Annotated in this window: 20 protein-coding genes; 5 read left to right on the top strand and 15 right to left on the bottom strand. The window is 71.2% G+C overall.

The window, feature by feature from the left end; translation table 11 throughout:
• Nucleotides 1-111 precede the first annotated feature (111 nt).
• The 3 genes from ACZ4S3_RS06580 (at nt 112) to ACZ4S3_RS06570 (ending at nt 2,899) form a co-directional block, all read left to right on the top strand.
• Complete coding sequence (locus ACZ4S3_RS06580; protein WP_400067852.1) at nt 112-384, top strand: GlsB/YeaQ/YmgE family stress response membrane protein; 273 nt, start codon at nt 112-114, stop codon at nt 382-384.
• A gap of 124 nt (nt 385-508) precedes the next feature.
• Nucleotides 509-1,732 carry a TerD family protein gene (locus tag ACZ4S3_RS06575; protein ID WP_467926931.1) on the top strand — a complete coding sequence of 408 codons (1,224 nt, stop codon included), beginning with the start codon at nt 509-511 and terminating at the stop codon, nt 1,730-1,732.
• Between the two features lie 231 nt (nt 1,733-1,963).
• Nucleotides 1,964-2,899 carry a class I SAM-dependent methyltransferase gene (locus ACZ4S3_RS06570; RefSeq protein ID WP_467926926.1) on the top strand — a complete coding sequence of 312 codons (936 nt, stop codon included), beginning with the start codon at nt 1,964-1,966 and terminating at the stop codon, nt 2,897-2,899.
• Here the strand turns inward: ACZ4S3_RS06570 and ACZ4S3_RS06565 are convergent.
• Both ACZ4S3_RS06565 and ACZ4S3_RS06560 read right to left on the bottom strand, forming a co-directional pair.
• The gene (locus ACZ4S3_RS06565; protein WP_467926922.1) at nt 2,853-4,313 is read right to left on the bottom strand and encodes an alkaline phosphatase PhoX; all 1,461 of its coding nucleotides are present in this window, start codon (nt 4,311-4,313) and stop codon (nt 2,853-2,855) included. The two genes, ACZ4S3_RS06570 and ACZ4S3_RS06565, sit on opposite strands and share 47 nt — an antisense overlap.
• A 200-nt stretch (nt 4,314-4,513) precedes the next feature.
• Complete coding sequence (locus ACZ4S3_RS06560) at nt 4,514-6,013, bottom strand: hypothetical protein (protein WP_467926918.1); 1,500 nt, start codon at nt 6,011-6,013, stop codon at nt 4,514-4,516.
• A gap of 252 nt (nt 6,014-6,265) precedes the next feature.
• Here ACZ4S3_RS06560 and ACZ4S3_RS06555 point away from each other — a divergent pair, with 252 nt between their 5' ends.
• Nucleotides 6,266-8,104, top strand: a complete 1,839-nt coding sequence (locus ACZ4S3_RS06555) for an endonuclease/exonuclease/phosphatase family protein (protein WP_467926915.1) — start codon at nt 6,266-6,268, stop codon at nt 8,102-8,104.
• 122 nt (nt 8,105-8,226) lie between these two features.
• Nucleotides 8,227-8,367 carry a hypothetical protein gene (locus ACZ4S3_RS06550; protein ID WP_467926910.1) on the top strand — a complete coding sequence of 47 codons (141 nt, stop codon included), beginning with the start codon at nt 8,227-8,229 and terminating at the stop codon, nt 8,365-8,367.
• A 107-nt stretch (nt 8,368-8,474) separates the two neighbouring features.
• Here ACZ4S3_RS06550 and ACZ4S3_RS06545 read toward each other — a convergent pair whose 3' ends face one another.
• From ACZ4S3_RS06545 to sufD, 13 genes are all read right to left on the bottom strand, one after another.
• A complete protein-coding gene (locus ACZ4S3_RS06545; RefSeq protein ID WP_467926906.1) occupies nt 8,475-9,407 on the bottom strand; it encodes an EI24 domain-containing protein in 933 nt (310 codons plus the stop codon).
• A gap of 76 nt (nt 9,408-9,483) precedes the next feature.
• Nucleotides 9,484-10,179 carry a hypothetical protein gene (locus ACZ4S3_RS06540; RefSeq protein ID WP_467926903.1) on the bottom strand — a complete coding sequence of 232 codons (696 nt, stop codon included), beginning with the start codon at nt 10,177-10,179 and terminating at the stop codon, nt 9,484-9,486.
• Nucleotides 10,176-10,352 carry a hypothetical protein gene (locus ACZ4S3_RS06535; protein WP_467926900.1) on the bottom strand — a complete coding sequence of 59 codons (177 nt, stop codon included), beginning with the start codon at nt 10,350-10,352 and terminating at the stop codon, nt 10,176-10,178. The genes ACZ4S3_RS06540 and ACZ4S3_RS06535 overlap by 4 nt, the downstream gene beginning before the upstream one ends.
• 227 nt (nt 10,353-10,579) lie before the next feature.
• Nucleotides 10,580-11,572, bottom strand: a complete 993-nt coding sequence (gene dapD, locus ACZ4S3_RS06530) for a 2,3,4,5-tetrahydropyridine-2,6-dicarboxylate N-succinyltransferase (RefSeq protein ID WP_467926895.1) — start codon at nt 11,570-11,572, stop codon at nt 10,580-10,582.
• Between the two features lie 93 nt (nt 11,573-11,665).
• Nucleotides 11,666-12,229, bottom strand: coding sequence for a TetR/AcrR family transcriptional regulator (locus ACZ4S3_RS06525; RefSeq protein ID WP_467926891.1), 564 nt, complete (start codon nt 12,227-12,229; stop codon nt 11,666-11,668).
• On the bottom strand, nt 12,229-12,549 hold the full coding sequence (locus tag ACZ4S3_RS06520; protein WP_467926887.1) for a DMT family transporter: 321 nt from the start codon (nt 12,547-12,549) through the stop codon (nt 12,229-12,231). Before ACZ4S3_RS06520 ends, ACZ4S3_RS06525 begins: the two co-directional genes overlap by 1 nt.
• An 86-nt stretch (nt 12,550-12,635) precedes the next feature.
• Entirely contained in the window at nt 12,636-13,001 is a 366-nt protein-coding gene (locus ACZ4S3_RS06515) for a VOC family protein (protein WP_467926883.1), read from the bottom strand.
• Nucleotides 13,002-13,096: 95 nt separating this feature from the next.
• Nucleotides 13,097-13,432, bottom strand: a complete 336-nt coding sequence (locus ACZ4S3_RS06510) for a metal-sulfur cluster assembly factor (protein ID WP_208685204.1) — start codon at nt 13,430-13,432, stop codon at nt 13,097-13,099.
• Nucleotides 13,429-13,887, bottom strand: coding sequence for a Fe-S cluster assembly sulfur transfer protein SufU (gene sufU / locus ACZ4S3_RS06505; RefSeq protein ID WP_362707937.1), 459 nt, complete (start codon nt 13,885-13,887; stop codon nt 13,429-13,431). The genes ACZ4S3_RS06510 and sufU overlap by 4 nt, the downstream gene beginning before the upstream one ends.
• 55 nt (nt 13,888-13,942) lie before the next feature.
• Complete coding sequence (locus tag ACZ4S3_RS06500; protein WP_467926874.1) at nt 13,943-15,199, bottom strand: cysteine desulfurase; 1,257 nt, start codon at nt 15,197-15,199, stop codon at nt 13,943-13,945.
• Nucleotides 15,196-15,960, bottom strand: a complete 765-nt coding sequence (gene sufC / locus ACZ4S3_RS06495; RefSeq protein ID WP_467926869.1) for a Fe-S cluster assembly ATPase SufC — start codon at nt 15,958-15,960, stop codon at nt 15,196-15,198. Before sufC ends, ACZ4S3_RS06500 begins: the two co-directional genes overlap by 4 nt.
• 7 nt (nt 15,961-15,967) lie before the next feature.
• Nucleotides 15,968-16,285, bottom strand: a complete 318-nt coding sequence (locus ACZ4S3_RS06490) for a non-heme iron oxygenase ferredoxin subunit (RefSeq protein WP_393549672.1) — start codon at nt 16,283-16,285, stop codon at nt 15,968-15,970.
• Nucleotides 16,282-17,466: a Fe-S cluster assembly protein SufD gene (sufD, locus tag ACZ4S3_RS06485; RefSeq protein WP_467926862.1), complete on the bottom strand. Its 1,185-nt coding sequence runs from the start codon at nt 17,464-17,466 to the stop codon at nt 16,282-16,284. The genes ACZ4S3_RS06490 and sufD overlap by 4 nt, the downstream gene beginning before the upstream one ends.
• Between the last annotated feature and the right edge of the window lie 35 nt (nt 17,467-17,501).

Genomic DNA, 17,501 nt, shown 5'->3' with positions numbered 1-17,501 from the left:
CCCCGGGAACGCGGCCCGGGAACGTGGCCCGTGCCACGCCGCGGAACCCGCGCCGTCCGGGTGGCGTCCTGGTGTATGTACCAACCCACCCGCAGGAACGAGGAACGCATCATGGGCATCGTCACCTGGCTCGTACTGGGCCTGATCGCGGGCGTCATCGCCAAGGTCCTGCTGCCGGGGCGGGACCCGGGCGGCCTGGTCGGCACGACCCTGATCGGCATCGCCGGCTCCTTCATCGGCGGCTGGCTGTCCACGAAGATCCTGCACCGCCCCATCCCGAAGGACATCGGCGAACCGTCCATGTGGATCGCCTCGATCGCCGGCGCCCTGGTCCTGCTGATCGCCTACCGGCTGCTGTTCGGCAACTCCCGCGAACGGCACTGAGGTTGAACACCGGGGGCGGAGTGCCGCGGGTGAGTGTCCAGGGCGCGTACGGCCCTGATGCGCCTCTGACAGCGGGTAATGGAACCGCAAAAGCCGACCGATCGTTACCTCTGACATGACCGCTATGACTCCTGGCTCGAACCTCCCGCTCACCGCCGCGCGGGTGGCGGTGGATGTCACCGCCCCCACACAGCTGGATGTGTCGGGCCTGCTGCTCACCGCCCACGGCAAGGTGCGCTCCGACGACGACTTCGTCTTCTACAACCAGCCCAACGGCCCGGGGGTGACCCACACCGCGGCGGCCGGCGGCAGCGGCGACACCATCACGGTGGACACCGCCGCGGTGCCCGAGGGCATCGAGAAGATCGTGGTCACCGCGAGCCTGGACGCGCCCGGCGCGACCTTCGCCGGCACCGAACCGACCGGCACGATCCGCAACGCCGACGACGGCAGCGTGATCGCCTCCTTCACCCCGCCGCAGCTGGGCGCCGAGACCGCGCTGGTGGTCGTCGAGATCTACCGCCGCAACGGCGCCTGGAAGGTCCGCGCGGTCGGCCAGGGCTACGCCAACGGGCTCGCCGGCATCGCCACCGACTTCGGCGTCAGCGTGGAGGAACCGGCCGCGCCGGCCGCCGCCCCCCAGGCCGCCCCCGCTCCCCCCGCTCCCCCGGCCCCGCCGCAGGCCGCCGCGCCCCAGGCCCCGCCCGCTCCCCCGGCACCCACTCCGGCTCCCGCTCCGGCCGCGGCCCCGGCCCCGGCCCCGGCCACCGGCAAGGTCAACCTCGACAAGGGCCGGGTCAGCCTCCAGAAGAACCAGACCGTCTCCCTCGTCAAGGGCGGCCAACCGCTGCTCGGCTCCGTCAGGATGGGCCTCGGCTGGGAGCCCGCCTTCCACGGCAAGAACATCGACCTGGACGCCTCCGTCATCGCCTACGGCCCCGACCGCAAGAAGATCGACAACTGCTTCTTCGGCAAGCTGATGATCCTGGGCGGCGCCGTCCAGCACTCCGGCGACAACCTCACCGGCGACGGCTCCGGCGACGACGAGGTCATCACCGTCCACCTGGGCGGCCTCCCCCCGGAGGTCACCGGCCTGGTCTTCACGGTGAACTCCTTCTCCGGCCAGAAGTTCTCCGACGTCGCCAAGGCCTACTGCCGGCTGTCCGACGCGGGGACCGGCGAGGAGCTGGTCCGCTTCGACCTCACCGGCTCCGAGCCGCGCACGGGCGTGATGATGGCGAAGCTGATCCGCCAGTTCTCCGGCGAGTGGGAGATGACGGCAATGGGCGAATTCGTCGACGCGCGGACGGTGCGCGGGATGATCAAGCCGGCGGGTGCGGCGCTCTGAACCCGGCGACGCACCGGGGGTGACCGGGGCCCCTATCCCGGTCACCCGGTTCGCCTGCGGGCGCCCCCACAGGGCCCAGGGGCGGAACGCGGCACGGCGGGCGCGGCCCTGCCGGCCGTCCCTCGATGGTGCGGGAGCGGCCCAGGACCGAGAATTGTTGCGTCCGTACCGTCGGGCTCACCCCCCGCAACGCCCGCACGCGCGCAAGACTCCGCTCACGAGGAGCGTCCGATGACGCAGCAGCCGCCCCCCGCCGGCGCACGGGATCCCGGTCACCCGGACGGGCCGACGCGGCCGGACCTCCCCGACCGGGTCGCGACGATCTACGGTGAGCACGATCTGAGCACGGTGACCGCCTTCGCCGGCGGCTACATCAACTTCGGCTACTGGTCATGGCTGCCCCACCTCGCGGACGGCCCACTGAGCGAGGCCGACCGGATCCGCAGCGAGCAGGACCTCTACCGCCTGGTGCTGGGCACCTTCGGGCGGACGCGGGGCCGCAGCGCCCTGGAAGTCGGCTGCGGCCGCGGCCTGGGCAGCGCGCTGGCCCTGCGGGAATTCGGCCTGGAACCGGTGACCGGCCTGGACATCCACCCGGACCAGATCGCCCGCGCCCGGGAGGCGAACGCCGATCTGCTCGCCGCGCCCCCCGACGGCCCCGCCCCGCTGGAGTTCATCGAGGGCAGCGCCCACCACCTCCCGCTGCCCGCCGCGAGCATCGACTGTCTCTACTCCGTCGAGGCGGCGCAGCACTTCCGGGATCTCGCGGGCTTCGCCCGGGAAGCGGCGCGGGTGCTGCGCCCCGGCGGCCGGCTGGCGCTGACGACGTTCTTCGGCCGCGTCCCGGAGGCCGCCGAGGCGCTGCCCGAGCTGCTGCCCCCGTACGCCGACGGCCTGGACGTCCCCTATGTGATCGACGACGTGGCCCGGACGCTGGCCGCGGCCGGGTTGCGGGACGTCCGGGTGCGGCCGATCGGCGAGGGGGTCTGGGAACCCTACGACCGCTACATGGCCCAGCGGCGGGAACTGCGCGACGAATGGCCCCGCCGCTATCTGACGGCGTACCGGGACGGCCTGCTGGACTACTACGTCCTCACGGCCGAAGCCCCCCGCTCCGCCGTCAGCTCCCCTGCCGGTTCCGGCGGATCCGCTTCCACGGGCCCGTGATGGCCAGCATGATCCCCGGCTCCTGGATGTTGGCGAACAGCGTCCGCCCGTCGGGCGAGAAGACCGGCCCGGTGAACTCGCTGAACTCCGGCTTGTCGGCCGTGCCGATGTTGAGCTCGTTGCGGGCGACCGGGTACGTCCGGCCGTCCTCCGTCGCCCCGAAGAGGTGCTGGACGCCCTGGCCGTCCTCGGCGATGATCAGCCCGCCGTAGGGCGAGACGCTGATGTTGTCGGGGCCGTCGAACGCGCCGTCCTCCGAAGGGTCCGGGTTGACGCCGAAGCGCACCTTCAGGGTCAGCGTCCGCCGCCGCGGGTCGTAGAACCACACCTGCCCGTCGTGCTGGACCGGGCTCTCCTCCCGGGCGAAGGAGGACACGAGGTACGTGCCGCCGTCCGCCCACCACATGCCCTCCAGCTTGCGGGCGCGGGTGACCTCACCCTCGTCGAACTGCGAGCGGACCGAGACCGTACGGGCGTCGCGGTCGGGCACCTCGATCCAGTCGACGCCGTAGACCGTGCCGGGCTTGGTGGCGCGCGAGAGGTCGTCGACGTAGCGGCCGCCGGAGTCGAAGCACTTGGGGGCCGCCAGTACACCGGCGTCATCGGCCAGCGTGCGCAGCTTGCCGCAGCCGTGCTCGAAGCCCTTGGGCGGGGTCCAGCGGTAGAACAGGCCGTTGGGACCGGCGGCGTCCTCGGTCAGGTAGAGGTGGCCGCGCCGGGGGTCGACGACAACGGCCTCGTGAGCGTAGCGGCCCAGCGCCTTGATGGGCTTGGGGTCGCGGCCGGCCTTGCGGTCGTGCGGGTCGACCTCGAAGACATAGCCGTGGTCCTTGGTCATGCCGTGCCGGCCGGCCTTGTCCTCGTTCTCCTCGCAGGTCAGCCAGGTGCCCCAAGGGGTGGTTCCGCCCGCGCAGTTGGTGGACGTACCGGCGATGCCGACCCACTCGCCGACGGGCGTGCCGTCCTTGGCGACCTCCACGACGGTGCAGCCGCCGGCCGCCGCCGGGTCGTAGACCAGGCCGTCGGCGAGCGGCACCGGGTGCGGCCAGTCGGCGCGCGGGCCCTTGAGCTCGTGGTTGTTGACGAGGAGGGTGGTGCCGCGGTGGCCGGCGAAGGTGCCGGTGCCGTCGTGGTTGGAGGGGGTGGACTCGCCGCTCTCCAGCGTGGTCACGCCGGTCCGGGTGATGATCCGGTACGAGAATCCGGCGGGCAGCGCCAGGATGCCGTCCGGGTCCGGGAGCAGCGGGCCGTAGCCGAAGGTGTGGCCGTCCGCGTGCCCGTCCGCTCCGGTGTCCGGGGCCTCCTCGCCGATGGCGCCGGGCGCGGTGGCCAGCACGCCGACGCTGCCGGCCAGCGCCACCGAGGCGCCGGTGAGGGCGGAGCGCTTGGCGAAGTTTCTCCGGGTGAGCGGCATAGTCATCTCCTGGATGGCCGGTTCTTTCTCCCCTGTGCCTGCGCCGCACACGCTCTCGTGCGACATCGAACTCCAGTTGAACGCGGCCCTACGTCCAGGAAGCTGTTCGCCCTCACCACGACCGCGGGAGACCCTCACCCGCCACAGCGGCGGGCGGCCGGTCCGGCCGCCCGCCGCTCACGGAGTAAGGGAACCGCCGCTCAGCCCGTCTGCCGCGACCGCGCCTTGAACGCGGCCTTGCGGGCCTCCTTGGCGGCCTTCTTGTCCGGGTGCAGCCGGCCCATGGCCTCCAGGACGTCGGCGGTGGCCGGGTGATCGACCCGCCAGGCGGAGTCGAAGAACCCGCTGTGCTGCTCGGTCAGGCTCTGTACGAGGTCCCGCAGCTCGGCCGCCGCCTCGTCGTCGGCGCTGTCCAGCTGCGCCGCGATGGTGTCCACCGTCAGCCAGAAGATCATCTCCTGGGACGGCTCGGGGATGCCGGGCAGCGCCCGCTCTGCGAGCCAGACCCGGGCCAGGCCGCCCAGCTGCCGGTCGTCCAGCACCTCGCGCAGCGCGCCCTCGGCGTCCGGCGAGACCAGGGAGAGGGTCTGCTGGGCGGCGAGCCGGCGCAGCGGGGCCCGCTCGTCGTCGCCGCGGGCGGCCCCGAGCAGGTCGCGCGCGGCGTCCGTCGGTGTACGGGCGGCGAGCCACAGCTCCGACTCGGCCTGGGCGAGCGACTCGGGGTAGTCGGGCAGCGCCTCCAGGAGGACATCGGCGCCCTTGTCGGTGAGGTCGCCGACGGCCGGGGCGTGCACTCCGGCGTCCAGCATCCGGGCGCGGACGGCCCAGACGCCGAGCGGGGTGAGGCGGACCATGCCGTAGCGGGAGACGTCCTCGTCGGTGAGCGGCTCGGCGGAGGTCACGGTCTCGCCCTGCTCGTCCAGCTCCTCGATCAGCGCCTCGTCGACCGGCCGGTAGGCGACCAGCCCGATCGGCTCCAGCACCCGGAACTGGTCGTCCAGGCGCATCATCGCCTCGGAGACCTCTTCGAGGATGTCGTCGGTGGGCTCTTCCATATCGTCCGGGACGATCATGGAGGCGGCCAGCGCGGGCAGCGGAACCTCCTGGTCGGGGCCTTCGCTCAGAGCCGTGAGCAGGTAGAGGTTGCCGAGGATGCCGTCCAGCAGCTCGGCCTCCTCCTCCGGGTTCCAGTCGAGGGCGTCCAGGTCCAGTTCGCCGCCCTCGGCGATCTGGTCGGCGATATCGGCGAGGTCGGGGGCCGCCGCGTCGGCGAGCACAGTCTCCATGCCCTCGAGCCAGAGGTCGAGGATGTCGTGCGGGCTGCCGGAGGTGAGCAGGCCCAGCTCCTCGCCCGGGGTGGCGGTGCCGACCGCCGCATCGCCGAGGTCCGCCGCGTCCTGGCCGGACCCGTCGCTCTCCTCGGACTCCTCGATCTCCACCAGCCCGGTGTCCACCGCCAGCTGCCAGGCCTCGGCCGTGTACGCGGACCCGTCCTCGTCGTCCGCCAGGCCCAGGTGCTCGGTGGCGGCGGTCAGCGCCTCGTGGAGGATCTCGCCGCCCACCCCGACGGGCACGCCCCGCTCCGCCCAGCGGGCCAGCTTCGCGGCGCGGGCCATCAGCGGGGCACTGAGCGCGTCCCGGGCCAGCTCCGCTTCGGAGTGCAGCCGCACCGGCGGCAGGGTGGGGCGGTCTGCGGACATCTGGGGCTCAGCTCCTCGGACGGACTACTCATTCGTGCGACGCCCAAGCGTAGACGGAATTCGCCGTATCTCGGGCGGTTCACCCCCTCGTACGCTCCCGGTCACCGGGAGAACCTTGACAACTTCCTTGCCCAGAACAGAGATTGACGCGCGTAGCGTACGAGCGCCGGCCCCGCTCCACAGGCGACGTTGCCCGTACCTCACGCACCTCCACCGACCCCCCTCTCACCCCCCATACCTTCGGAGGCATGCATGCCGTCCCGTCGTTCGCTCCGCAGACCGGCCGCCGTCAGCGCGGTGGCCGCGGCCGCCCTCGCCGGTGGACTGATCACCGCCACGCAGTCCGCCCATGCGGCCGGCACCCGGATCCACGACATCCAGGGCAGTACCCGAATATCCCCGCTGGCCGGGAAGCAGGTCAGCGATGTACCGGGCACGGTCACCGCCGTCCGCTCCTTCGGCTCGGCGCGGGGCTTTTGGGTGCAGGACCCCCACCCGGACAAGAACGACGCCACCAGCGAGGCCGTCTTCGTCTTCACCGGCAAGGAAACCCCGAAGGTCGACGTCGGCGACGCGATCACCTTCGCCGGTACGGTCACCGAGTACTACCCCGGCGGCAAGGACGCCGGCCTCCAGTCCGTCACCGAGATCACCGGTGCCACCTGGAAGGTCGCCGCCACCAAGACTCCGCTGCCCGCCGCCTTCAAGCTCAACCCGTCCTCGGTGCCGGACAGTTACGCCCCCGACGGGGGCGGCAAGAGCATCGAGCCGCTGAAGCTGAAGCCCGCCTCTTACGCGCTGGACCGCTACGAGTCCCTCGAAGGCATGCGGGTCTCGGTCGGCAGCTCCCCGGTCGTCGGGGCGACCAACACCCACAACGAGCTGTGGGTGACCGCCGAGCCGGGCCACAACCGCACGGCCCGCGGCGGCACCCGCTACGGCTCGTACGCGGATCCCAACGGCGGCCGGATCAAGGTGCAGTCCCTGATCCCCTTCGCGCAGCGGCCGTTCCCGGTGGCCGATGTCGGCAACGAGCTGACCGGCACCACCGCCGGGCCGCTGGACTACGACAACTTCGGCGGCTACACGCTCCAGGCCACCGAGCTGGGCAAGGTCACCGGCCACGGCCCGGCCCCGGAGAGCACCCGCAAGCAGAAGACCGACGAGCTGGCCGTGGCCACGTACAACGTGGAGAACCTCTCCCCCACCACCCCGCAGGCCAAGTTCGACCGGCTGGCGAAGGCGCTGGTGCACAATCTGTCGGCGCCCGACGTGGTCGCCCTGGAGGAGGTCCAGGACGACAACGGAGCCACCGACGACGGCACGGTCACCGCCGGCGCCACCCTGAAGAAGCTCACCGACGCGATCAAGGCGGCGGGCGGTCCGGCGTACGAGTGGCGGCAGATCGACCCGCAGAACGACCAGGACGGCGGCCAGCCCGGCGGCAACATCCGCACCGCCTTCCTGTTCAACCCCGCGCGGGTGGCGTTCACCGACATCAAGGGCGGCGACGCCACCACACCCGTGAAGGTCGTCGACGATCACGGCAAGGCCACCCTGTCCGCCTCACCGGGCCGGGTCGCACCCACCGACCAGGCGTGGAAGGCCAGCCGCAAGCCGCTCGTCGGCCAGTTCTCCCTCAAGAGCCGGCCGGGCAGCCGGGTGTTCGTGATCGCCAACCACTTCAACTCCAAGGGCGGCGACCAGGGCCTGGACAGCCGCTTCCAGCCGCCGGTCCGCAGCTCCGAGACGCAGCGCACCGCCCAGGCCACACTGGTCAACGCCTTCGTCAAGGACCTGCTGGCCAAGGACTCCCGGGCCGAGGTCGTGGTCGCCGGTGACCTCAACGACTACCAGTTCTCCCCCGCCCTGAAGAACCTGACCGGCGGCAGGGTGCTCACCGACCTCGTCAACGGCCTGCCGAAGGCCGAGCGCTACGGCTACGTCTACCAGGGCAACTCCCAGGTCCTGGACCACATGCTCACCACCAAGGCGCTGTCCGGGGCCGATTACGACATCGTCCACATCAACGCCGAGTACGCCGACCAGGCCAGCGACCACGATCCGCAGGTGCTGCGCGTCAAGCCGTAGGTCACCCGCTGTCACGGCCCCTCACTCCCCTGGCCCCGGTCCGGACGCCAACCGTCACCCGGGGTGCGCTACTGGGCTGGTAAGCACCATTTCGGATCGACCAGCTCTGCAAGGGAGTCACCATGCCGAAGGCCAAGAACCGTAAGTCGGGCAAGGAGCGTGCCGCGGAGCGGCGCACCGAGCGGGAGCAGGACCAGAGGATGCCGGAGGAGTCCGCCTCCGAGCGGACCCAGGACCTCAAGACCCGCTCGCAGGAGGCCTGACAAACGTGTGAGGGGCCTGTGAGGGCCGGACGGCCGCCGCACCGGGCTGGGTGCGGCGGCCGCTTCCTGTCCGGGGCCGGTTCCCGTCCCGGGTCGGGTCGGGTCGCTCAGCGGCCCTGGTGGGGCGGGTACGGGGCGGGCGCCGGGCCGAAGCCGCCGGGCCCCGGCTGTCCGGGCACGGCCTGTCCATGAGGTGCGGCCTGCCCATAGGGTGCGGCCTGTCCGTACGGCGCGCCCTGCCCGTACGGCGCCCCCTCCGGGAACCGGCCGCCGCCCTCGCCGCCGTCGGGCTCGTCCTCGTCCTCGTCCGGTACGAGGTCCCGTACCAGCAGCGTCGCGCCCGCCACCGCACCCGGCATCAGCACCACGGCGAGGAACGGGATCAGGAACAGCAGCACGACGGGGGTGCCGAAGCCGACGGCCAGCGCCTTGCGGCCGCGCAGCAGGCGCAGCCGCTCGCGGACCGGGATGTCCCGCCGCTGCATCGCCACCGACGTCAGCTCGACGGCGAGGAAGAAGCCGCTGACGCAGAAGCCGATGACCGGGATCACCGTCTGCCCGATGAACGGCACGAACCCGAGGGCGAACAGCAGGATCCCGAACCCGGCGGCCCGCAGCAGCACATGGACGCTGTCCCGCAGCGCGATCCAGATCTCCCGCCACAGCGGCCGGTCCGGGCCCTGCGGACAGTGCCCCTCGCTCTTTTCCACCTGCTCCGACAGCGACTCGTAGAACGGGTCGCCGATCACCAGCGTGACGGCGGTGAAGGTCAGTACGGACAGCATCAGCGAGCCCGCGAACAGCAACGCGATGAAGACCCCGCGCAGCAGGCCCTGCCAGGGCGAGCCCCAGTCGTCGGCGAACGGTGTCGCCCAGGCGGCGATGTCGCCGGACCACAGGGCGAGCACGGTGAGCACCGCGCCGTACAGCACCAGGGTGATCAGCGCGGGGATCAGCCCGAAGCCCCACCACCGGCCGTGCCCGGCAACCCAGCGCTGCCCCTTGCCCAGATACCGCATCCCCGCTACAAGATCACGCATACGGCCAAGCCTATCGGCGCCCGGCAGGGCCGGTGCCACGGCCGTGCCGGATGGTTACCCAGCCGTGCCCCGTCCCTCATGTCCCGCCGGTCAGCCGCCCCAACTGCCCCTGGAGCCGGTCGAGTCGGGCCTGCATCATGGTGGCCTCCCGGGCCTGCAGCACGGTGGACTCGGCGCCGAGCCCGGGGCCGGTACGGGCGGCGGGGCCGGGGGACGCGGCGCCGGCCGGCCCCTCCCGGTGGCCGGGCAGCACCCGCAGCCGGCCGCCGCCGATCCGCACGAAGTCCTCGAAGCTCACCTCGTCGCGCCCGGCCGCGCAGCCCTTGCAGGCCCCGGCCAGCGCCCGCCAGCCGGTCCGCCCCCAGCCCGCATCCACAAAGACCTCCGGCGGCAGCCCGCACCGGCACGGCCCGATGCGGGCCACCCGCACCCGCTGCCGCGCATAGCGCATCCCGCGCTCGAAGCGGATGTACGCGCCGAGCACCGTGACCTCCAGGACCGCCGCCCGGCGGTACGCGCCCGCACGGGCCAGCGCCAGGGCCCCGGCGAAGGTGTGCAGACAGTAGAAACCGCAGTCGCAGCGCAGGGCGGGGCAGCGGTGCCGCCGGCCGTACACACATCGCGCCTCGTCCACCACGCCGTACGGCTGCGCGCCGCCGATGGCGACCCCGGCGAACCCGATCCGGCCGCAGTCCTCGGACAGCACCGGATTGGCGAGCTTGTAGCCGCGGGGCGGTTCGGCGGGGCGCTCGCGCGGCAGCCGCAGCCTCATCGTCCGGCCAGCTGTCCGGCGAACTCCACGCCCATCTCCCCGGTCCCGGTCACCGCCACCTCGCCCAGCGGCTCGGCGGCCTCCCACGACCCGGCCCCCCGCTCCTCCGCCTGCGGCTCGCCGGCTTCCGGATCCTCCGCGATGCCGACAGCGAGCGGTTTGCCCAGCCTCATGACGCCTCCCGGTACGGTTCGTCCTCCACCGTCCACGCCATGGTGACCCACCCCCGGCCCCCTTGGCACCAGCGCAAAGCGGCCCCCGCCCCCACGCCCGGAGCACACGCTCTCCCGCGCCCGCGCACACGCCGCCACCGGTGGCGGACATGCCGGCGGCCCGGCGGGTGAAACCCCGCCGGGCCGCCGGACCGTCCGCCGTCAGTTGTGACCGTCAGTTGTGGCCGTCAATTGTGGCTGTGCAGGATCTCGTTGAGACCGCCCCAGACCGCCTTGTTCGGGCGGGCCTCGACGGTGCCGGTGGTGGAGTTGCGGCGGAAGAGGATGTTGTCGCCGCCGGACAGCTCCAGCGCCTTGACGATCTGGCCGTCGGGCAGGGTGACGCGGGTCCCCGCGGTCACGTACAGACCGGCCTCGACCACGCACTCGTCGCCCAGCGCGATACCCACACCGGACTCCGCACCCAGCAGGCAGCGCTCGCCGATCGAGATGATCTGCTTGCCGCCGCCCGACAGCGTGCCCATGGTGGAGGCGCCGCCGCCGACGTCCGTCCCGTCGCCGATCACCACACCCGCGCTGATCCGGCCCTCGACCATGGAGGTGCCCAGCGTCCCGGCATTGAAGTTGACGAAGCCCTCGTGCATGACGGTGGTACCGGCCGCGAGGTGGGCGCCCAGCCGTACCCGGTCCGCGTCACCGATCCGCACGCCGGCGGGCGCGACGTAGTCGGTCATCCGCGGGAACTTGTCGATGCTGGTGACCATCAGGTGCAGCCCCTCGGCGCGGGCGTTGAGCCGCACCGTCTCCACCTGGTCGACGGCCACCGGGCCCAGCGAGGTCCAGGCGACGTTCGCCAGCAGGCCGAACATGCCCTCGAGGTTCTGCCCGTGCGGCTTGACCAGCCGGTGGCTGAGGAGGTGCAGCCGCAGGTAGACGTCGTGCGCGTCCAGCGGCTTGTCGTCCAGCGAGGAGATGACCGTACGGACGGCAACGACCTCCACGTCACGGACCGGGTCGGGACCGATCGCCTTGAGAGCGGCGGGGCCCAGCAGATCCGTGGCGCGCTCGTCCTCCAGCCGCTCGGTTCCGGCCGGGCCGGGCGAGTCGACCAGCTCGGGCGCCGGGAACCAGGTGTCGAGGACGGTGCCGTCGGAGGCGACGGTGGCGAGCCCGGCGGCAACGGCGCCGGTCGTACGGGGAGAGGTAGCAGCATCGGTCATGCTCGAAACCTAACCGGAGCGCGGCCGCCGAGGCGAACCGGTCTCAGCGATCGGGCCCCAGCCGTAGGGTCGCACCAACCGCTTCGTAGGGCCCTACGAGCCGCGTTCGCCCCGGCCCGAGTCCAGCACCCCGGCCAGTCCGGCGCGCAGCGCGGCCGGTTCGAAGGGCGCTCCGGTGAGCAGATGCTGGAGCACCAGCCCGTCGGCGAAGGCCACCACGGCCCGCGCCGTCGGGAGGTCGCCGATCCGCTGCCCGAGCAGCTGCGCCATCTCGTCCAGGCAGGCGGCCGCGATGGGCCGCACCGCCGCATGCCGCAGCGCCGCCAGATACAGCTCGTACACCAGCTCCACCTGCGCCCGGTCCCCGCCCAGGACGTCCGCCACGTAGCGCGTGACCTCCTCGGCGAGCGGCACCGCCGGGTCGATGCTCGCCACCCAACGCGCGAAGTCGGCCATCCACTCCTCGTCGACCTGCTCCAGCGCCGCGATCAGCAGATCGTCCAGGGTGCGGAAGTGGTACGTCGTCGATCCCAGCGGCACATCGGCCGCGGCGGCCACCGCACGGTGGCTGAGCCCGGCGATCCCGCGCTCGCCGACCACGCGGATCGCCGCGTCGATGATCCGCTGCCGTCTGTCGGGGTCGTAGCGCCGCGCCATCAGTGCGCACCGTCCAGGTTCAGCGCCACGACTCCCGCGATGACCAGCAGCACCCCGAGGATCTTCAGCGCGCTGGTGCTCTCCCCGAGGAAGACGATCCCGATCGCCGCGATCACGGCCGTGCCGGCCCCGGACCAGATCGCATAGGCGGTCCCGACGCTCATCGTCTTCAGCGTCTGCGCCAGCAGCGCGAAGGCGATGAGGTAGCCCACCACGGTGCCCACCGACGGCCACAGCCTGCTGAATCCGTCGCTGTACTTCATCGCGGTGGTCGCGAGTATCTCGGAGAGGATCGCGGTCGAGAGCGTCACATAGACCATGCGTACGAGCGTACACAACGTTGCGTACGGTCGTACACAGCGCGGTGCAGGACGCCGCGAGCCCGCCCTGATCCGAACGACAGGCCCTAGTCCACCAGCGTCCGCTTCGGCCTCAGCACGCAGAACTCGTTGCCCTCCGGGTCGGCGAGCACCACCCACGACACCGCGTCGCCCTGGCCCACATCCACCCGGCGGGCCCCGAGGCCGATGATCCTCTCGACCTCCGCGGCCTGGTCATCGGGCGTCAGGTCCAGATGCAGCCGGTTCTTACGGGACTTCACCTCCGGCACGGGGAGGAAGACGATGCCCGGCAGCGCGCGCTCATCGGCACCGATGACGACTTCGTCGAGGGCCTCGTGCACGACCCGCCAGCCCAGGACCCCGGCCCAGAATGCGGCCTGGCCCTTGAGGTCATGGGCGTCGACGGCGATCTGATACAGCGATACGGCCATGCCCGCCAGTGTGCCTGGCGGGCATGGCCGTATCGGTACCACTCACGCGTGTCGCGCGCGCCCCTGTGCGGGGATCAGTCGTCGACCTCAGCGGATCAGACGTTGAACCCCAGCGCGCGCAGCTGCTCGCGGCCGTCGTCGGTGATCTTGTCCGGGCCCCACGGGGGCATCCAGACCCAGTTGATCTTCAGCTCGTTGACGATGCCGTCGGTGGCCGACTTCGCCTGGTCCTCGATGACGTCGGTCAGCGGGCAGGCCGCGGAGGTCAGCGTCATGTCGATGGTGGCGATGTTGGCGTCGTCGATGTGCACGCCGTAGATCAGGCCCAGGTTGACGACATCGATGCCCAGCTCGGGGTCCACGACGTCGTAGAGGGCCTCGCGGACCTCTTCCTCCGAGGCCGGCTTGGTGGTGGTCGGGGTGTCGGTCATGCGGTCTTCGCCTCCTCGGAGAGGGCCTTGGCCGTGGCGTCCTTCCAGGCCATCCAGCTCAGCAGCGCGCACTTCACGCGTGCCGGGTACTTCGAGACACCGGCGAACGCGACCGCGTCCTCCAGCACCTCCTCCATCGCGTCATCCGGCTCCACCTGGCCCTTGGACTGCATCAGTTCCAGGAACGTCTCCTGGATCTTCTGCGCGTCCCCGAGCTGCTTGCCGACCAGGAGTTCGTTGAGGACGGACGCCGAGGCCTGGCTGATGGAGCAGCCCTGGCCCTCGTACGACACATCTTCAATCCTCGCGCCGTCCAGGCGTACCCGCAGGGTGATCTCGTCGCCGCAGGTCGGGTTGACATGGTGCACCTCGGCGTCGCCGTCCCGAAGACCGCGCCCATGGGGGTGCTTGTAGTGGTCCAGGATGACGTCCTGGTACATGGAATCCAGCTTCACGGCTCAGTCAGTCCTCGTCCTCATCCGCTGTGCGTGGTTAACCGGCTGCATTTCCTCAACCGAAGAAGTTGCGGACGTGTTCCAGGCCCTCGACCAGGGCGTCGACCTCGGCCGGGGTGGAGTACAGATAGAACGACGCTCGCGTGGTCGCAGGAATTCCGTAGCGCAGGCAGACGGGACGGGCGCAGTGGTGACCCACCCGGACCGCGATGCCCTGCTCGTCCAGCACCTGGCCGACGTCGTGCGGGTGGATGTCGCCGAGCGTGAAGGAGATCGTCGCCCCGCGGTCCTCGGCCGTGCTCGGGCCGACGATGCGCAGGTCGGGGACCTCCAGCAGCCGCTTGACGGCGTACTCGGTGATCGCGTGCTCATGCGTCGCGATGTTGTCCATACCGATCGAGGTGAGGTAGTCCACGGCCGCGCCGAGGCCGACGGCCTGGGCGATCGGGGGCGTACCGGCCTCGAACTTGTGCGGCGCCGGGGCGTACGTCGAGGAGTGCATCGAGACGGTCTCGATCATCTCGCCGCCGCCGAGGAACGGCGGGAGGTCCTCCAGCAGTTCCTGGCGGCCCCACAGGACGCCGATGCCGGTCGGGCCGCACATCTTGTGTCCGGTGAAGGCGACGAAGTCGGCCTGCAGCGCCTGGACGTCCAGCACCATGTGCGGGGCGGCCTGCGAGGCGTCGATGCAGACCAGTGCGCCGACTTCCTGGGCGCGCCGGATGATCGTCTCGACCGGGTTGATGGTGCCCATGATGTTGGAGACCAGCGTGAAGGAGACGATCTTCGTCTGCTCCGTGATGATCTCGTCGATGTTGGACAGGTCGAGGCGGCCGTCGTCGGTGATGCCGAACCACTTCAGCTTCGCGCCGGTGCGCTGCGAGAGCAGCTGCCACGGGACGATGTTGGAGTGGTGCTCCATCTCCGTGATGACGATCTCGGTCTCGCGGTCCACGCGGTAGGGCTCATCGGCCCAGCCGAGCATGTTCGCGACGAGGTTGAGCGACTCCGAGGCGTTCTTGGTGAAGATCACCTCGTCGCGGCTCGGCGCGTTGATGAAGGCGGCGACCTTGTCGCGGGCGCCTTCGTACAGCGCCGTGGCCTCCTCGGCGAGCACGTGCACGCCGCGGTGAACGTTGGCGTTGTGGCGTTCGTAGTAGGCGTTCAGGGCGTCGAGGACCTGGCGCGGCTTCTGCGACGTCGCCGCGTTGTCCAGGTACACGATCTTCTTCCCGTCGTGGACCTGACGGTCCAGAAGGGGGAAGTCCTTACGGATCGCCTCTGTGTCGAGGAGGCCCGGCAGCTGTGTCACGCGGTTGCGCCGCCCTTCGTGTATGCCTCGTAGCCCTCGGCCTCCAGCTTGTCGGCGAGCTCGGCGCCGCCGGACTCGGCGATGCGGCCGTTCGCGAACACGTGGACCTGGTCGGGCTTGATGTAGCGCAGGATGCGCGTGTAGTGGGTGATCAGCAGGGTGCCGACCTCGCCGGTCTCGCGGACGCGGTTGACGCCCTCGGAGACGGTGCGCAGCGCGTCGACGTCCAGGCCGGAGTCGGTCTCGTCGAGGATCGCGATGGCCGGGCGGAGCAGCTCGAGCTGGAGGATCTCGTGGCGCTTCTTCTCGCCGCCGGAGAAGCCCTCGTTGACGTTGCGCTCGGCGAACGCGGGGTCCATCTGGAGGCGCTGCATGGCCTCCTTGACCTCCTTGACCCACAGCCGCAGCTTGGGGGCCTCGCCGCGGATCGCGGTCGCGGAGGTGCGCAGGAAGTTGGAAACGGAGACGCCGGGCACCTCGACCGGGTACTGCATGGCGAGGAAGACGCCGGCGCGGGCGCGCTCGTCGACGGACATCTCCAGGACGTCCTCGCCGTCGAGGGTGACGGTGCCGCCGGTGATCTGGTACTTGGGGTGACCCGCCAGCGAGTAGGCGAGGGTGGACTTGCCGGAGCCGTTGGGGCCCATGATGGCGTGCGTCTCGCCCTGCTTCACGGTCAGGTCGACGCCCTTCAGGATCTCGCGGGGGCCGTTCTCGGCCTCGACGGAGACGTGCAGGTCGTGGATCTCAAGCGTTGCCATGGGGAACTCAGGACTCCTGGGTGACGGAGACGAGCACGTCGTCCCCTTCGATCTTTACGGGGTATACGGGGACGGGGCGCGTCGCCGGAAGGCCGGACGGCTTGCCGGTGCGCAGGTCGAAGCTCGAGCCATGCAGCCAGCACTCGATCGAGCAGTCCTCGACCTCGCCCTCCGAGAGGGAGACGTTCGCATGCGAGCAGATGTCGTTGATCGCGAACACCTCGCCTTCGGTGCGGACGAGAGAAACCGGCGTGCCGTCGATCTCCACCCGCTTGGGGGTGTCCTCCGCCAGCTCGCTCAGCGCCGCTGCGCGTACGTAGCTCATACCGCGGACGCTTCCAGCTCGGCCTCGATCTTGCTCATCAGGCGCTCTTCGACGTCCGGGAGACCGATCTGCTGGACCAGCTCGGCGAAGAAGCCGCGGACGACCAGCCGGCGGGCCTCGTCGGCCGGGATGCCGCGGGCCATCAGGTAGAACAGCTGCTCGTCGTCGAAGCGGCCGGTCGCCGAGGCGTGGCCGGCGCCGACGATCTCGCCGGTCTCGATCTCCAGGTTGGGGACCGAGTCGACCCGCGCGCCGTCGGTCAGGACGAGGTTGCGGTTGAGCTCGTAGGTGTCCGTGCCGGTGGCGGACGCCTGGATCAGGACGTCGCCGATCCACACGGCGTGCGCGTCCTGGCCCTGCAGCGCGCCCTTGTACGTCACGTGCGAGCGGCAGTTGGGCGCCTCGTGGTCGACCATGAGGCGGTGCTCCTGGTGCTGCCCCTGCTCGGTGAAGTACAGGCCGTAGAGCTCGGCCTCGCCGCCGGGGCCCGCGTAGCTGATGCGCGGGTGGAGGCGGACGAGGTCGCCGCCGAAGGTGACGACCACGGACTTGAAGGAGGCGTCCCGGCCGACCAGGGCGTTGTGCTGCCCGACGTGGACGGCCGTGTCGTCCCAGTCCTGGACGGAGACGACGGTGAGCTTGGCGCCGTCGCCGAGGAGGTAGTCGACGTTGGCGGCGAGCACCGCGTCACCGGTGTGGTCGATGACGACGACCGCTTCGGCGAACGCACCGAGCTCGATGACCTGGTGGCCGAAGGCGGTGCCGCCCTCGCCGTGCACGCTGATCCGGATCGGCTCGGGCAGCACGGTCTCCTTGGGGACCGTGACGACCGAGGCCTTCTCGAAGGTGCTGTAGGCCTGCGCCGCGACCCGGTCCACGGGCTTGCCGGCCTTGCCGACCCGCGGGTCGGCGCGGTCGACCAGCTCGTGGGTGACACCCTCGGGCGCGGTGATGTCGATCTTCAGGTCGGGGCCGCCGGCCACGGCGGAGCCGTCGTGCAGGCCCTTCAGGCGCGCGAGGGGCGTGAAGCGCCACTCCTCCTCGCGGCCGTGCGGCACCGGGAAGTCCGCCACGTCGTAGGACGGCGGGGCGCTCATCCGGGTGGCGACGGTGGACTCCGCGGCCACCGCGATGGAGCCGGTGGTCGTGGAACCCGCCGGGATGTTCTGAGCGTCAGCCATGGCTGTCGTAGTGCTCGCTTTCTGCAATCAGGGAG

Source organism: Streptomyces sp. NPDC028368 (assembly GCF_055565615.1).
The sequence above is the reverse complement of the archived record's forward strand: the minus strand, read 5'-3'. Positions and strand labels throughout refer to the sequence as shown.

Coding starts and splice junctions, on each gene's coding strand:
- ACZ4S3_RS06580 (WP_400067852.1), top strand. CDS start 112: ATGGGCATCGTCACCTGGCTCGTACTGGGCCTGATCGCGGGCGTCATC.
- ACZ4S3_RS06575 (WP_467926931.1), top strand. CDS start 509: ATGACTCCTGGCTCGAACCTCCCGCTCACCGCCGCGCGGGTGGCGGTG.
- ACZ4S3_RS06570 (WP_467926926.1), top strand. CDS start 1,964: ATGACGCAGCAGCCGCCCCCCGCCGGCGCACGGGATCCCGGTCACCCG.
- ACZ4S3_RS06565 (WP_467926922.1), bottom strand. CDS start 4,313: ATGCCGCTCACCCGGAGAAACTTCGCCAAGCGCTCCGCCCTCACCGGC.
- ACZ4S3_RS06560 (WP_467926918.1), bottom strand. CDS start 6,013: ATGTCCGCAGACCGCCCCACCCTGCCGCCGGTGCGGCTGCACTCCGAA.
- ACZ4S3_RS06555 (WP_467926915.1), top strand. CDS start 6,266: ATGCCGTCCCGTCGTTCGCTCCGCAGACCGGCCGCCGTCAGCGCGGTG.
- ACZ4S3_RS06550 (WP_467926910.1), top strand. CDS start 8,227: ATGCCGAAGGCCAAGAACCGTAAGTCGGGCAAGGAGCGTGCCGCGGAG.
- ACZ4S3_RS06545 (WP_467926906.1), bottom strand. CDS start 9,407: ATGCGTGATCTTGTAGCGGGGATGCGGTATCTGGGCAAGGGGCAGCGC.
- ACZ4S3_RS06540 (WP_467926903.1), bottom strand. CDS start 10,179: ATGAGGCTGCGGCTGCCGCGCGAGCGCCCCGCCGAACCGCCCCGCGGC.
- ACZ4S3_RS06535 (WP_467926900.1), bottom strand. CDS start 10,352: ATGAGGCTGGGCAAACCGCTCGCTGTCGGCATCGCGGAGGATCCGGAA.
- dapD (WP_467926895.1), bottom strand. CDS start 11,572: ATGACCGATGCTGCTACCTCTCCCCGTACGACCGGCGCCGTTGCCGCC.
- ACZ4S3_RS06525 (WP_467926891.1), bottom strand. CDS start 12,229: ATGGCGCGGCGCTACGACCCCGACAGACGGCAGCGGATCATCGACGCG.
- ACZ4S3_RS06520 (WP_467926887.1), bottom strand. CDS start 12,549: ATGGTCTATGTGACGCTCTCGACCGCGATCCTCTCCGAGATACTCGCG.
- ACZ4S3_RS06515 (WP_467926883.1), bottom strand. CDS start 13,001: ATGGCCGTATCGCTGTATCAGATCGCCGTCGACGCCCATGACCTCAAG.
- ACZ4S3_RS06510 (WP_208685204.1), bottom strand. CDS start 13,432: ATGACCGACACCCCGACCACCACCAAGCCGGCCTCGGAGGAAGAGGTC.
- sufC (WP_467926869.1), bottom strand. CDS start 15,960: ATGGCAACGCTTGAGATCCACGACCTGCACGTCTCCGTCGAGGCCGAG.
- ACZ4S3_RS06490 (WP_393549672.1), bottom strand. CDS start 16,285: ATGAGCTACGTACGCGCAGCGGCGCTGAGCGAGCTGGCGGAGGACACC.
- sufD (WP_467926862.1), bottom strand. CDS start 17,466: ATGGCTGACGCTCAGAACATCCCGGCGGGTTCCACGACCACCGGCTCC.